We start from the raw sequence: 13,604 nt of genomic DNA on the forward strand, positions 1-13,604 counted from the left end.
CGCAGCCTACTCTTCGGCTTGGATAATGTCTAATATATGACCACGCAAACAATCATATTCACTGCATATGGCATCTGTAGACCTGCGCCTGCTGCGCTACTTCCTGGCCGTCGCCGAGGAAGCTCACCTGACCAAGGCCGCGGCACGGCTGGGCATCCGCCAGCCTCCGCTCAGCCAACAGATACGCGTGTTGGAACAGGAGCTTGGCGTGACCCTGTTTCACCGCCTGCCGCGCGGCATGGAACTCACCGAAAGCGGCCGTGCCTTGAAGGAAGACGCGCGCAGCATTCTTGCGCTGGTCGATCAGGCGGTGGACGGCGTGCGCCGGGTCTCGCAGGGGGAAGCCGGCCGGCTGACGGTGGGGTTTACCGGGTCGGCGGCGTTCCATCCCTTCGTGCCTTCGGTCATCCGCCGCTTTCGGGAAAGCGCGCCCAATGTGCGGCTGGTGCTGGAAGAAAGCAGTTCGGGCGAACTGCGCGACGCGGTCAGTGAAGGCCGGGTCGACGTGGCCTTCATTCGCGGCGCGTATGCCAGCACGCCAGGCGTGGCCGAGGAAACGGTGCTGGAAGAAACCATGCTGGCCGCTTTTCCCGCCGACCATCCCGCCGTCAAGGGGCGCGCGCGACAGCAGATCGCGCTGTCCGAGTTGGCCGAGGAATCCCTGATCTTGTATCGGCGGCACAGCGGCCCGGGCCTGTACGACGCCATCATCACGGCATGCAGCGCGTCGGGCTTTAGCCCGCGCGTGGTGCAGGAAGCGCCGCGCATGCTGTCCACCTTGAGCCTGGTGGCGGCGGGGCTGGGCGTGTCGCTTGTGCCCGCGTCATTGCGGCGCGTGAACATCGAAGGCGTGGTGTACGTCAACGTGACCGGCCCCGTGGCGCTGCGCGCCGCGCTGAAGCTGATCTGGCGCGATGCGCCGCTGTCGGGCGCGACCCGCAAGCTGATCGACGAAGTGCGCCGGCATCGCGCGGATGGCGTCGGCGCGGGCGAAGGTGGGGTCGAAGGCGCGGAGTCGGGTTCGGGTTCAGCGCCAGCTTCCGGCTCGGGTTCGGGTTCAGCTCCGGGTTCGGGTTCGGGTTCAGGTTCGGGTTCGGGTTCGGGTTCGGGTTCGGGTTCGGGTTCGGGTTCGGGTTCGGGCTCGGGCTCGGGCTCGGGTTCGGGTTCGGGCTCGGGCACAGGATCGGCTTCAGGTCTGGGATCGGGTACAGGTCCAGGATCGGACTCGGACTAGGGGCCGGAGACGGGCCGGACCACGGGCCAGACGCCCTGCTCGCGGCGCTACACTGCGCGGCACGTGTCTTTCCTTTTTGCGTTGCCACCATGTCTTGTGATTCCCTCATCGGCGTATACGATTCCGGCGTTGGCGGCCTGAGCGTGTTGCGCGCCATTCGTGACGCCCTGCCCGATGAATCCTTGCTGTACGTGGCCGACTCGGCCCACGTGCCGTATGGCGACAAAACGCAGGACTTCGTGTTGCAGCGCGCCTACGCCATGGCGGACTATTTTGTCTCGCGGCAGGCCAAGGCCATGGTCGTGGCATGCAACACGGCCACCGCCGCCGCCATCGCGCCGCTACGCGCGCGATACCCCGACCTGATCATCATCGGCGTAGAGCCCGCCATCAAGCCGGCTGCGCATCTGACGCATAGCGGCGTGGTCGGCGTGTTCGCCACGACCGGCACGTTGGCCAGCCCCAAGTTCGCCACGCTGGTCCAGCGCGAGGCGCCCGAGGTGCGCATCGTATTGCGGCCCTGCCCCGAATGGGTGGCGCTGGTGGAACAAGGCATATTGTCAGGCCCCGAGGTGGACGCGGCGGTGCGCGCGCCCGTCGAGGAACTGCGCGCGGCCGGGGCCGACGTGCTGGTGCTGGGCTGCACCCACTTTCCCTTTTTGCGCGACGCGATCCAGGCGGCGGCCGGCCCTGGCGTGCCGTTGCTGGAAACGGGCGCGCCCGTCGCCCGCTGGCTCAAGCACCAGTTGCAGCAACGCCGGCTGTTGCGCTCTGGCGCCCCTGGCACAGCCGACCCGGGCAAGACCGTCCCGGACCAAGGCGGCTCGGACAAAGACGGCTCGGACAAAAACGGCTTGGACCAAGGCGGCTCGGACAAAGGCCGCTCGAACCAAGGCGGCTCGGACCAAGGCGCCTCGGACAAAGACGGCTTGGACCAAGGCGGCTCGGACAAAGGCACCTCGGGCCAAGGCCGCTCGGACCGTGGCGACCCCGCCACCGGCCACCACCCCCACGCCATCTGCCAACTGGAGACGACCGGCCATGCGCCGGCCGTGGCCGCCCTGGCGGACCGGCTTTGGGCGCCGGGCGTGGCAGTCGCTCAAACTCCCGCGCGCTGGCGGTAGCGGCGGCCCTCGGTCGACATTGCAGGCGAAAAATCGGGGTGAAAAAACCCCAAGCATCCCGCACCGCAGCAACCTCCCTGTCTGCGCCCCGCTTGATCCAGCGCATCTTCCCCGGCCCGAAACCGGCGAATAATTCGAATACAGTAGAAAAATCCGCCTGCCCAGGCTCGCACCCAAGGAGACGCGCATGAAACGCATCCTGATACCCGTCGACGGCTCGCCGCCCGCGCTGCACGCCGTCCAAGCCTTGCTGGCGGCACGCGCTTACGATCCCGTCGCGCACGTCGAGTTGCTGACGGTTCAGATTCCGCTCAAGTCGGGCAAGATCGGACGCGGTCTGGCGCAAGCCGACATTGATGCGTACCACCAGGACGAAGCCCGCGCCGCGCTTCGGGCCAGCAGCGACCTGCTCACCAAAGCCGGCGTGCCGTTCGACGTACGCATCGAAGTCGGCGAACCCGCCGACACCATCATCCGCGTGGCGGCGGAATCCGATGCGGACGAAATCTACATGGGCTCGCGCGGCCTGGGCTCGGTATCGTCTTTGTTCATGGGGTCCATCGCCACGCGCGTTGTGCACCTGACAGACCTGCCCGTCACGTTGGTCAAGTAACGCACACAGGAGCAACCATGTTGAACATCCTTGTCCCGGTCGACGGCTCCGACAATGCCAACCGCGCAGTGCTCTATGCCCGTCAATTGGCCGAAGGCGCGGCGTCCGCGCGCATCCACCTTGTCAACGTCCAGACACCCACGCATGGCCGCGCGGGCGTGTCGCGCCTGATCACGCAAGACATGATCGACCAGTTCTACGCCCGCGAGGGCCAGGAGGCCACGCACGATGCGCGGCAACTGCTGGACGCGACGGGCACCGACCACACCAGCCAGGTACTGTTTGGCCACCCCGCCACCGAGATCGCCGGATACGCCCGCGACCAGCACTGCGCTCGCATCGTGATGGGCACTCGCGGTCACGGTACGCTGGTCAACATCCTGATGGGGTCCGTCGCCAACCAGGTGCTGCAACTTGCCGAGGTACCGGTCACGCTGGTGAAGTGAATGGCTACGCGGGCCCGGCCGCGATCCCTCGTGGCAACGGCAATCCGAGGCCCCGCCCGGGCCGAGCCGATGCCCGGCGCATCCAGCTAGGTATGATGATGCGAATCCACAGCCTGGAGTCGCATCATGCCCACCCCGCGTACCACGCGCCCCCTGGCGAAGGCCGGCCTGACAATCGGCGCGATGGCCGCCCTGGCCACACTTGCCGCCTGCGGTGAAATCGCCACCCTGCCCGTGGAATCCGGCATGGGTCCCAACCCGACGCTGCCTGCGCCCAACTCCACGCTGATCCCCACCGTCAACACCGCAAAGGCCGTCGGCTGGTCCGACGGCGCACAGCCCGTGGCCGCCGCCGGCCTGGCCGTTAACGCGTACGCCAGCGGCCTGGACCATCCGCGCTGGCTTTACGTACTGCCCAACGGCGATGTGCTGGTCGCGGAAACCAATGCGCCGCCCAAGCCCGAAGGGGCGGGCGGCGGCATCAAGGAATGGGCGGCGGGCATCGTCATGAAGCGCGCCGGCGCCAAGACGCCCAGCGCCAATCGCATCACCCTGCTGCGCGATGCCGACCACGACGGCGTGGCGGAAACGCGCAGCGTGCTGCTGCAAAACCTGAACTCGCCCTTCGGCATGGCGCTGGTCGGCAACCAGCTTTACGTGGCCAATGCCGACGCCGTGCTGCGCTTTCCGTACCAGCCCGGCCAGACGCAGATTCAGGCCCCCGGCGTGCACGTCACCGACCTGCCGGCCGGCATCAACCACCACTGGACCAAGAACCTGATCGCCAACGCGGACGGCAGCAAGCTGTACGTGTCGGTCGGGTCCAACAGCAATGTGGCGGAAAACGGCATGGACATCGAAGAGGGGCGCGCCGCCATCTGGGAAATTGATGTGGCCACCGGCAACAAGCGGCTCTACGCCACGGGCCTGCGCAACCCGGTCGGCATGGCTTGGGCACCCGATGGCAAGACGCTGTGGACGGCCGTGAACGAGCGTGACGAGCTGGGCAGCGACCTGGTTCCCGATTACATGACGTCGGTAAAAGACGGCGGCTTCTATGGATGGCCCTACAGCTATTACGGGCAGCACGTGGACACCCGGGTCACGCCGCCGCGCCCGGACCTGGTGGCGCGCGCCATCGTGCCCGACTATGCGTTGGGCCCGCACACCGCCTCGCTCGGGCTGGCCTGGTCCGGCGCCGCGCGGTTGCCCGCCCCCTACGCCGGCGGCATGTTTGTCGGCCAGCACGGTTCCTGGAATCGCGACCCGCGCAGTGGCTACAAAGTCATCTTCGTACCCTTTGAAAATAACGCGCCCAATGGCCCGGCACGCGATGTGCTGACCGGATTTCTGAACAAGGACGGGCAGGCGCAGGGGCGCCCGGTAGGGGTCGCCATTGATGGCCAAGGCGACTTGCTGGTGGCCGATGACGTCGGCAACGTAATCTGGCGCGTCAGCCCCAAGCCCTGACCGGCCACGCTTTCACGCAACTCAATCGCCTTGGCTTGCGCTGCATCAAGCCCGCTTGCGCGGGTGTTGGCATTCTGGCCGGTAGCGGAGTCAGAATGTCGTGAAACCGGTCATGGCGCGCAAGCGCAGGCCGGAAATCCGCTTGTAGTGAAACGTTGGAGGCAAGAAATGATGTTCAAGAAACTTTGCGTGGCCGCGATCCTGGCTGCCGCATCCGCTCCGGTCCTGGCTGCCGAATGCTCGGTGGATATCGCCGGCAATGACCAGATGCAGTTCGACAAGAAGGAAATCACGGTCAGCAAAAGCTGCAAGCAGTTCACCGTGAACCTCAAGCACCCGGGCAACCTGGCCAAGAACGTCATGGGCCACAACTGGGTGCTGACCACCTCCGCCGACATGCAGGGCGCCGTCAACGACGGCATGGCCGCCGGCCTGGACAACGACTACGTCAAAAAGGGCGACGCGCGCGTCATCGCGCACACCAAGGTGATCGGTGGCGGGCAGTCCGACTCCGTCACCTTCGATGTCAGCAAGCTGGCCGCCGGCACCGACTACACCTACTTCTGCTCGTTCCCCGGCCACTTCGCCCTGATGAAAGGCAGCCTGAAGCTGGTCGACTGACCCGCCTGACGCCGCGGCCGACACGGGCTGTCGCCCCCCATTCTTTAGGGGCGACAGCCCGTTTCCATTGGGTGCGTTCCCCCTACAATGGCCGCTTTCTCGTACACACCGACAGGGAGCAGGCATGAGCACGGAAAAAGTAGCGATCGTGACGGCGGGCGGCAGTGGCATGGGCGCTGCGGCAGCGCGCAAATTGGCGGCCGACGGCTACCGCGTCGCGATCTTGTCGTCGTCCGGCAAGGGCGAATCCCTGGCGGGTGAATTGGGCGGGCTGGGCGTTACCGGCTCGAACCGCTCGCCCGAAGACCTGGCACGGCTGGTGGAAACCACGTTGCAAAAATGGGGCCGAGTCGATGCGGTGGTCAACAGCGCGGGCCACGGTCCCAAGGGCCCGCTTCTGTCCATCAGCGACGACGACTGGCACCTGGGCATGGAGTACTACCTGCTAAACGTCGTGCGCATCGCGCGCCTGGTGGCGCCGGTGATGAAGCAGCAACAGTCGGGCGCCATCGTCAATATCTCCACGTACGCCACCTTTGAACCCGAAGCGCTGTTCCCCACCTCCGGCGTGTTCCGCGCCGGCCTGGCCGCCTTCACCAAAGTGTTTTCCGACGAATACGCCGAACACAATGTGCGCATGAACAACGTGCTGCCCGGCTTTATCGACAGCCTGCCCGAAAAGGAAGACCGCCGCGCGCGCATCCCCATGGGCCGCTACGGCACCGCCGAGGAAGTAGCGGACCTGATCGCCTTCCTGGCGTCTGACGCGTCGTCCTACATCACCGGCCAGAACATCCGTATCGACGGCGGCATCACGCGCTCGGTCTGAGCCCCGGCCCGGGCCTCATGCTTAAGGATTAATCCTCTCGTCCGAATGACGGTATTGAAGCGCGCCGCGCGGTTCAGTACCGTAGTTTTTCGCATTCGACGAGAGGCTTGCGATGACAGTTACCCCCGGCCAGGCCTCGCGCTTTCTGGCGCAGGCCACGTTCGGGCCCACCCCCGCCCTGATCGACGCCGTGGTGCGCGACGGCTACGCTGCGTGGCTGGACGCGCAGCTGGCGATGCCGCCATCCCAAACGCATTTCGACTGGCTGCTACAGCAGAAGAAAAACACCGAGGCATTCAAGGGCAACGGCATCAACGCGCCGCTGGAATCCACGCTGTGGCGCAAGTTCATCAGCGCCGAAGACCAGGTGCGCACGCGCATGGCCTTCGCGCTATCGGAAATATTCGTGGTGGGCGTGCAGTCCATCACCGCCTCGTGGCCGCTGTTCGGCGCGGCCGGCTTCATGGACCTGCTGGCCGAGCACGCGCTGGGCAGCTACCAGGCGCTGCTGACCGCCGTGACCAAGAACCTGTCGATGGGCTGCATGCTGACCTATCGCGGCAACCGCAAGGAAGACCCCAAGACCGGCCGCCATCCCGACGAGAACTACGCGCGCGAGGTCATGCAGCTGTTCAGCATCGGGCTGCTGGAACTGGAGCCCGATGGCACCGTCAGGAAGGTCAACGGCGCGCCGGTCGAAACCTATACCAACGCCGATGTGCAGGGGCTGGCGCGCGTGTTCACCGGCTGGGACATCAACGGCCCCGAGACCGACGTGCAATTTCATCGCCGCCCCATGGCGCTGAACAACGCGCAGCACTCCATGGCGGAAAAGCGCTTCCTGGGCACGGTGATTCCCGCGGGCACCGATGGGCACCTGTCGCTCAAGCGCGCCATGGACGTCATTTGTGCGCATCCGAACGTGGGCCCTTTCATCGGCATGCAACTGATACAGCGGCTGGTCACCAGCAACCCCAGCCCGGCGTATGTGCGGCGCGTATCGGCCGTGTTTGACGACGACGGCAGCGGCGCGCGCGGCAACCTCAAGGCGGTGCTGCGCGCCATCTTGCTGGACCCGGAGGCGCGCAACCCCGATCTGGCGAACCCCGGCTGGGGCAAGGTGCGCGAACCCATCCTGCGCTTTTCGGGATGGGCGCGCGCGTTCGGCGCCACGTCGACCAATGGCGCGTGGGCGATGCCGGACACCACCGACAACACGATACGGCTGGCGCAAAGCCCGATGCGGTCGGCCACCGTGTTCAACTTTTTTCGGCCGCGCTATACGCCACCCGTCACCGAGTTGGCCCGTCGGCATCTGGTCGCGCCCGAACTACAGATCACGGATGAGACCAGCATTGCCGGCTACCTGAATTTTCTGGCGGTCTACGCCGATCGCGGCTGGGAGGATTTGCAGACATCGTATGCGCCCGAAATTGCCTTGGCGCGCGACCCCGACGCGCTGGTGGCGCGCGTGGTGCTGCTGCTGGCGGGCGATGCCTTCAGCGCAACAACCGCCAGCGCCATCGCGCAAGCGGTGGCTACCCTGCCCGCCCACCGGCCGCGCGACCGCGTGCGCGCCGCGATCATGCTGGTGGCCGCCAGCCCCGAATACCTGGTGCAAAAATGAAACGAAGCCACGACGCCGACCGCCGCGCCTTCCTGCTTCGCGCCTGCGCGCTGGGGGCGACGGGTGCGGCCGCGCCGCTGGCGCTGAACCTGGCGGCCCTGGGTGCCGCGGCCGCGCAATCCCTGCCGGAGCCATCGGCATCGGGGTCGGGGTCGCCATCTTCCTACAAGGCGCTGGTATGCGTCTTCCTGTATGGCGGCAACGACCCCTACAACACGATCGTTCCCTTTGACTCGCCCGCCTATCGCGCCTACGCCGCCGCGCGCGGCGACATCGCCCTGCCACGCGACGCGTTGCAAGCCACCGTCTTGCGCGGCAAGGCACCCGCCGCAGGCGGTGCGCAATTTGCGCTGGCGCCCGCGCTGGCCCCCTTGGCCCCGCTGTACGAAAGCGGACGCCTGGCCGTGTTATTGAACGTGGGGCCGCTGGTGGCGCCCACGACCAAGGCCGAATACATCAGCGCGCGCGTGCCCTTGCCGCCCAAGCTGTTTTCGCATAACGACCAGCAGGCCTACTGGCAGGCCCTCGCGCCCGAGGGGGCATCGTCGGGCTGGGGCGGCCGGCTGACCGACCTGTTTGCTAGCGCCAACGCCCAGCGCACGTTCACCGGCATCACGGCGGGCGGCAGCACGGTGCTGCTGGCAGGGCGCAAGGTCGCGGCCTATCGGGTCGGCATCAACGGGTCCACGTCCATTGATCTGCTGCACCGCGATATGTACGGGTCCAGCGCGTGCACGGCGCTGCTGCGCCAACTGATCACGCAGCCGCGCGAGCATCTGATGGAACGCGAGCTATCGCGCATCGCCGCGCAGTCCATCGATGCAGACACGCAGCTGCGCGCGGCGTTGGCCGACGTCGCGGTGCCGGGTGATTTCGCGTCTCCGCTGGCGCAGCAATTGAAGATCGTGGCGCGCATCATCGGCGCAAGGCAGGCGCTGGGCGCGCGGCGCCAGGTGTTCTTTGTGTCGCAGAACGGCTATGACAATCACACCGGCTTGAATGACACCCACCCCGCGCTGTTGCGCGAGCTGGGCCAGGCCATGGCCACGTTCCAGCAGGCCTTGGCGTCGATGGGCGTGGCCGAAAGCGTCACCACTTTCACGGCGTCGGAGTTCGGACGCACGCTGGGGTCCAACGGCAATGGTTCCGACCACGGCTGGGGCGCGCATCATCTGGTCATGGGCGGGGCGGTCAATGGCGGGCGCTTTTACGGTACGCACCCCGAGATCGCCCTGGACGGCCCCGGCTTTGTAGACAACGGCCGTTTGCTGCCCACGTTGGCGGTGGACCAGCTGGGCGCCTCGCTGTGCGCATGGTTTGGCGCCGGCCGCGACGACCTGGGCCTGGTGTTCCCAAACTTGAAGAACTTCGACGCGGACCGGCTGATGCTGATGCAGGCGTAACGGCCGTCAGCCCGAAGCCAGCTTGCGCTTGCCCAGCAACTGCTTCCAACGCAGTGCCTCGCTCTCCACGAACGCCCCCAATTCGGCTGGCGTACTCTGGCGCACCTCGGCGCCTTGCTCCGCGATTTTCTGCGCCACCGCCGGGTCCGCCAGGGCCTGATTCAGCGCCTTGTTCAGCGTCACCACCACCGAAGGCGCCGCCTTGGCGGGCGCAAAGATGGCGTACCACTGCGGCACGTCCACGCCCTTGACGCCCGCTTCGGCCAGCGTGGGCAAGTCCGGCAACGCCGCCGAGCGCGTCGACCCGGCCACCGCCAGGGCCTGGATCATGCCCGACTTCAGGTGCGGGTACACGCTGAACAGGCTGGGAAACATGACCTGGGTGACGCCCCCCAAGGTGTCGGTCAGCGCCGGCGCCGAGCCTTTGTACGGCACGTCCAGCATGGTGGTGCCGGTGGCTTGATTGAACAGTTCGCCGGCCACCGACGGCGCGGTGCCCGGGCCTGCCGATGCATAGTTCAAGCCATCCGGATGCTCGTGGCCGTACTTCACCAGCGCCGCCACGTCTTTGACCGGGATGCGCGTGGACACGACCATGATGGTGGGCGAATCGGCCACCATGCCGATTGGCGTGAAGTCCTTGACGGGGTCGTAGTTCAGTTTCTGCATGGCGGGATTGATGCCGTGCGTGCCGATGTAGCCCAGCATCAGCGTGTAGCCGTCAGCCGGCTGACGCGCCACGTAGTCGGACGCAATGGCCCCTTGCGCACCGGGCTTGTTCACCACGATGACGGTCTGGCCCAGCAGCTCGCCGATCTTCTGCCCCACCACGCGCGCCAGCACGTCGTTGCCGCCCCCCGCCGCGGTGGGGACGACCAGCGTGATGGCACGCTCGGGAAATTCGGCGTGCGCAAACGCACTGAACGCAAACAGCATGGCGGCCGCGCAGGCGGTCTTGACGTGAGGGTGCTTCATGGTTGTCTCCTGATTCAGGGGTCGTCGTGCGGCACTTCTGTGTCATAGCCACGGGTCGCTTCGACGGTAGGGAAAGATCAAGGGTCCGGGGCGGTTTTGCCCTTTTTGTCGGACCCGATTACCCGTTGACTGGTATCAACGGGCTAAGCCATTGCGTGGGATTCCTCCACGCAGACGGGGGCATCGGTGTACTGGCCGGGCACGTACAACTGCCCTTTCATGATCTTGCGTGCGGTGCGCACCAGGCCCGCCCTGCGCACCACGCCGCTGGCCGGGTCCAGGTCGACATCGATGCTCATCGCGCCCGATGGGTGTTCGATACGCACGCTGCGATACCCCGCCTGTATCGGCGGTCCGCCACAATCGTGGGCCACCGTGCCGGGCATGAGGAAGGCGCTGGCGACGCCCACCGCGCCCGTGGCGGCATGCGCCCGATGGCAGGCGCGCGGCGTGAAATAACGCGATTGCAATGCCAGCCCATCTTGGGTTGGGGACGGCGCCACCAGCACCGGTTTCGGAATGACGCTGTTCGAGACGTCCCCCAGGCCCATGAGCAGGCCGGCTTGCCGCCGGATGCGCTCGATGCGCGGGAGCAGGTCGGCGTTGCCGTCCAGCTGCGCGGCGCTTTCACTGCCCGACAGGCCAAAGTCGGCCGCCTGCATCAGCACCATCGGCATGGCCGCATCGATCAAGGTGACCGCCACGCCATCCACGGTGTCCTGCCGCCGGCCCGTGGGAAACAAGCGGCCGGTGACCGCGCCCCAGGCGTCAAGGAAGTTCAGCCGCACGGGCGCCGCCGACCCGGCCACGCCGTCAATGCGCGCATCGCCTTCGTAAGTCAGGTGGCCGCCCGGGGTTTGCACCACGGCTTCGATGACGGCGCCGGTATTGACGTTGTGCACCCGCACCGAGGTGACGCCGTCCTGCGCCTGGACCAGGCCTTCCTCGATGGCGAACGGCGCCGCGCCCGACAGCATGTTGCCGCAATTGGGCCGGGTGTCCACGCTGGCCTTCTCCACCGACACCTGCGCGAACAGGTAGTCGATATCGCAGTCGGGCCGGGTCGAACGCGACACGATGGCCACCTTGCTGGTCAGCGAGTTGCCGCCGCCCAGCCCGTCGATCTGTAGCGCGTGGGGAGAGCCCATGGCCATCAACAGCAGGCGGTCGCGTTGCACGGGGTCAGCCGGCAACCAGTCGCTCAGGAAGAAGGGGCCGCGCGACGTGCCGCCGCGCATCAGGACGCAAGGGATGATGGTTTCCATGCAAGCCATTCTGCGCGGGCATGGCTATGATGTGAATTGCAACTTACGGATGGATTAATGCATGGCGCGCATCAATTTCGACTTACAGGAATTACAGGCATTCGTGGCCGTGGCCGAGCGCGCCAGCTTTCGCGCGGCGGCCGATGACCTGCACCTGTCGCAGCCGGCACTTAGCCGCCGCATCGACAAGCTGGAAAGCATCCTGGGCGCGCGCCTGCTGGAACGCACCACGCGCCGCGTATCGCTGACCCAGGTGGGCCGCATCTTCCTGGAGCGTGCCCGCAGCGCCATCGATGAACTGGAAAGCGCCGTGCTCAGCATCGGCGACCTGGCCGCGCAGCGCGGCGGCCTGGTCACCGTGGCCTGCGTGCCTTCCGTGGCGTATTACTTCCTGCCCTCGGTCATTCGCGACTACACCGAACGCTTCCCGCGCATCCGCGTGCGCATCATCGACGAAACCGCCAACACCGTGCTCAACAGCGTGGTGACGGGCCGCGCCGATTTCGGCATCAGTTTTTTCGGCACGCAGGAACCCGATGTGGACTTCAAGGCGGTGCTGCGCGAAGACTTCGTGCTGGCGGTGCGGCGCGACCATCCGCTGGCTACTCGCCGCAGCGTGTCGTGGGAAGACCTGTCGCAAGAACGCTTCATGACCGTCGCCAAGGAAAGCGGCAACCGCCTGCTGATCGACGATGCGCTGGCCAAGAGCGGCAAGCGCACCGTCAGCGCGTTCGAAGTCAGTCACGTGATGACCCTGCTGGGCCTGGTGGAAGCCGGGCTGGGCGTGGCGGCGGTGCCGCAGCTGGCGATGCCGCTGGCCGGCCACGCCACGCTGACCAGCGTCAAGCTGGAGCATCCACGCGTCACGCGCACGCTGGGCCTGATCGCGCGGCGCGGCCGGCCGCTGGCGCCGGCGGCCCAACAGCTCTATAACCTGATTCATCAGACCGGCAAGCTGGCCAAACGCAAAACCCCGACCCCGCCCTGAAATCACCCCGAAGCCCCATGAAGACGTCCCAAGCGCCCCGCGCCCCTGATCATTCCCTGGCCTTGCAGCCCGCCACCGAAGAAGACGTGCCTTTTCTGCTGGCGTTGCGCAAGGCCACCATGCAGGAACACCTGGAACGCGCCGGCGCGCCGACGGCTGACGCCGACCACCTGGCCCGCATCCAGTACCACTTCGACGACGCGCACATCGTCTGGGTGGACGGCCGCCCCGCCGGGCTGTTCAAGCACTACCGCGACCCTGCCGGCTGGCACATCGTGCAGATCCAGATCGCGCCGGACTTCCAGGGCCGTGGCCTGGGCCGGCGCCTGCTGGAAAGCATCCTGGATCAGGCCGATGCGCAAGGCGCGCCCGTGACGCTGAACGTACTCAAGAGCAACCCCGCCCAGCGGCTGTACGCCGCTTTGGGCTTCACCCGCGTCAAGGAGACCGACCTGGAATATGAAATGCGTTACGAACCCGGCGCGGTCCGGCCGGCCGGCTGACCCTTGCAGCAACGACCGATGCAATTTCTTTTTGCCCGCCTGGAATAAAGCCCCGGCGGCAGGCGTCTGTAGTGGGCAGTCACCCCTTCCCCCACATCGTACGAGGCTCAACATGCGCAAACATATCGCCGCCGCCCTGGTTCTTGGCTCCGCCGCCCTGTTCACGGCCGGCGCCCACGCCCAAGCCGTCAAGACGCAAGACGGCATGCTGGTCAACAGCGCGGGCATGACGCTCTACACCTTCGACAAAGACAGCGGGGGCAAAAGCGCCTGCAACGACCAGTGCGCCAAGATCTGGCCGCCCGTCGCCGCGCCCGCCGACGCCAAGCCCATGGGCGATCTGACCGTCATCACCCGCGACGACGGCTCCAAGCAATGGGCGTACAAGGGCAAGCCCGTCTACCTGTACGCCAAGGACACCAAGCCGGGCGACAAGACCGGCGACAACTTCAAGGACGTCTGGCACGTCATCAAGCCCTGACCCGCGCCTGACGCCGCCCAAGCTT

13 protein-coding genes and 1 pseudogene are annotated in these 13,604 nt (G+C 66.6%); 12 read left to right on the plus strand and 2 right to left on the minus strand.

Going from position 1 to position 13,604, the window contains the following annotated elements:
- Window positions 1–67: 67 nt before the first annotated feature.
- From AC6LJY_RS22010 to AC6LJY_RS22050, 9 genes and pseudogenes are all read left to right on the plus strand, one after another.
- Window positions 68–973, plus strand: a pseudogene (locus AC6LJY_RS22010) (LysR family transcriptional regulator); the annotation flags it as partial.
- A 350-nt stretch (window positions 974–1,323) separates the two neighbouring features.
- Window positions 1,324–2,358 (plus strand): glutamate racemase, encoded by a 1,035-nt coding sequence (murI, locus tag AC6LJY_RS22015; protein WP_498136765.1) that lies wholly within the window; start codon window positions 1,324–1,326, stop codon window positions 2,356–2,358.
- A 187-nt stretch (window positions 2,359–2,545) separates the two neighbouring features.
- Entirely contained in the window at window positions 2,546–2,971 is a 426-nt protein-coding gene (locus tag AC6LJY_RS22020) for a universal stress protein (protein ID WP_046805212.1), read from the plus strand.
- Window positions 2,972–2,988: 17 nt separating this feature from the next.
- Window positions 2,989–3,417 (plus strand): universal stress protein, encoded by a 429-nt coding sequence (locus AC6LJY_RS22025; RefSeq protein WP_498136766.1) that lies wholly within the window; start codon window positions 2,989–2,991, stop codon window positions 3,415–3,417.
- A gap of 126 nt (window positions 3,418–3,543) precedes the next feature.
- Complete coding sequence (locus AC6LJY_RS22030; RefSeq protein WP_498136767.1) at window positions 3,544–4,887, plus strand: PQQ-dependent sugar dehydrogenase; 1,344 nt, start codon at window positions 3,544–3,546, stop codon at window positions 4,885–4,887.
- A gap of 171 nt (window positions 4,888–5,058) precedes the next feature.
- Window positions 5,059–5,508 carry an azurin gene (azu, locus tag AC6LJY_RS22035; protein WP_046805249.1) on the plus strand — a complete coding sequence of 150 codons (450 nt, stop codon included), beginning with the start codon at window positions 5,059–5,061 and terminating at the stop codon, window positions 5,506–5,508.
- Between the two features lie 124 nt (window positions 5,509–5,632).
- The gene (locus AC6LJY_RS22040) at window positions 5,633–6,337 is read left to right on the plus strand and encodes an SDR family oxidoreductase (protein WP_219990937.1); all 705 of its coding nucleotides are present in this window, start codon (window positions 5,633–5,635) and stop codon (window positions 6,335–6,337) included.
- A gap of 112 nt (window positions 6,338–6,449) precedes the next feature.
- Window positions 6,450–7,964 (plus strand): DUF1800 domain-containing protein, encoded by a 1,515-nt coding sequence (locus AC6LJY_RS22045; RefSeq protein WP_120156766.1) that lies wholly within the window; start codon window positions 6,450–6,452, stop codon window positions 7,962–7,964.
- A complete protein-coding gene (locus AC6LJY_RS22050; protein WP_498136768.1) occupies window positions 7,961–9,367 on the plus strand; it encodes a DUF1501 domain-containing protein in 1,407 nt (468 codons plus the stop codon). Before AC6LJY_RS22045 ends, AC6LJY_RS22050 begins: the two co-directional genes overlap by 4 nt.
- A 6-nt stretch (window positions 9,368–9,373) precedes the next feature.
- Here AC6LJY_RS22050 and AC6LJY_RS22055 read toward each other — a convergent pair whose 3' ends face one another.
- On the minus strand, window positions 9,374–10,342 hold the full coding sequence (locus AC6LJY_RS22055; RefSeq protein ID WP_104145581.1) for a Bug family tripartite tricarboxylate transporter substrate binding protein: 969 nt from the start codon (window positions 10,340–10,342) through the stop codon (window positions 9,374–9,376).
- Window positions 10,343–10,485: 143 nt separating this feature from the next.
- Complete coding sequence (locus AC6LJY_RS22060) at window positions 10,486–11,607, minus strand: 4-oxalomesaconate tautomerase (protein WP_498136769.1); 1,122 nt, start codon at window positions 11,605–11,607, stop codon at window positions 10,486–10,488.
- A 61-nt stretch (window positions 11,608–11,668) separates the two neighbouring features.
- Between AC6LJY_RS22060 and AC6LJY_RS22065 the strand changes: the two genes are divergently transcribed.
- The 3 genes from AC6LJY_RS22065 to AC6LJY_RS22075 all read left to right on the plus strand — a co-directional run bounded on the left by AC6LJY_RS22065 (window position 11,669) and on the right by AC6LJY_RS22075 (window position 13,579).
- Complete coding sequence (locus AC6LJY_RS22065; protein WP_104145583.1) at window positions 11,669–12,595, plus strand: LysR family transcriptional regulator; 927 nt, start codon at window positions 11,669–11,671, stop codon at window positions 12,593–12,595.
- A gap of 17 nt (window positions 12,596–12,612) precedes the next feature.
- Window positions 12,613–13,098, plus strand: a complete 486-nt coding sequence (locus AC6LJY_RS22070) for a GNAT family N-acetyltransferase (RefSeq protein ID WP_314365015.1) — start codon at window positions 12,613–12,615, stop codon at window positions 13,096–13,098.
- Between the two features lie 112 nt (window positions 13,099–13,210).
- Entirely contained in the window at window positions 13,211–13,579 is a 369-nt protein-coding gene (locus tag AC6LJY_RS22075; RefSeq protein WP_046805203.1) for a COG4315 family predicted lipoprotein, read from the plus strand.
- Window positions 13,580–13,604: the final 25 nt, after the last annotated feature.

Source organism: Achromobacter sp. RT286_PF, assembly GCF_059760425.1.

Excerpts from the sequence above, each read along its gene's own strand:
- AC6LJY_RS22025 (WP_498136766.1), top strand. The coding sequence starts at position 2,989 with ATGTTGAACATCCTTGTCCCGGTCGACGGCTCCGACAATGCCAACCGC.
- AC6LJY_RS22040 (WP_219990937.1), top strand. The coding sequence starts at position 5,633 with ATGAGCACGGAAAAAGTAGCGATCGTGACGGCGGGCGGCAGTGGCATG.
- AC6LJY_RS22055 (WP_104145581.1), bottom strand. The coding sequence starts at position 10,342 with ATGAAGCACCCTCACGTCAAGACCGCCTGCGCGGCCGCCATGCTGTTT.
- AC6LJY_RS22075 (WP_046805203.1), top strand. The coding sequence starts at position 13,211 with ATGCGCAAACATATCGCCGCCGCCCTGGTTCTTGGCTCCGCCGCCCTG.
- AC6LJY_RS22030 (WP_498136767.1), top strand. The coding sequence starts at position 3,544 with ATGCCCACCCCGCGTACCACGCGCCCCCTGGCGAAGGCCGGCCTGACA.
- AC6LJY_RS22065 (WP_104145583.1), top strand. The coding sequence starts at position 11,669 with ATGGCGCGCATCAATTTCGACTTACAGGAATTACAGGCATTCGTGGCC.
- AC6LJY_RS22060 (WP_498136769.1), bottom strand. The coding sequence starts at position 11,607 with ATGGAAACCATCATCCCTTGCGTCCTGATGCGCGGCGGCACGTCGCGC.
- azu (WP_046805249.1), top strand. The coding sequence starts at position 5,059 with ATGTTCAAGAAACTTTGCGTGGCCGCGATCCTGGCTGCCGCATCCGCT.
- AC6LJY_RS22045 (WP_120156766.1), top strand. The coding sequence starts at position 6,450 with ATGACAGTTACCCCCGGCCAGGCCTCGCGCTTTCTGGCGCAGGCCACG.
- AC6LJY_RS22020 (WP_046805212.1), top strand. The coding sequence starts at position 2,546 with ATGAAACGCATCCTGATACCCGTCGACGGCTCGCCGCCCGCGCTGCAC.
- AC6LJY_RS22070 (WP_314365015.1), top strand. The coding sequence starts at position 12,613 with ATGAAGACGTCCCAAGCGCCCCGCGCCCCTGATCATTCCCTGGCCTTG.
- AC6LJY_RS22050 (WP_498136768.1), top strand. The coding sequence starts at position 7,961 with ATGAAACGAAGCCACGACGCCGACCGCCGCGCCTTCCTGCTTCGCGCC.
- murI (WP_498136765.1), top strand. The coding sequence starts at position 1,324 with ATGTCTTGTGATTCCCTCATCGGCGTATACGATTCCGGCGTTGGCGGC.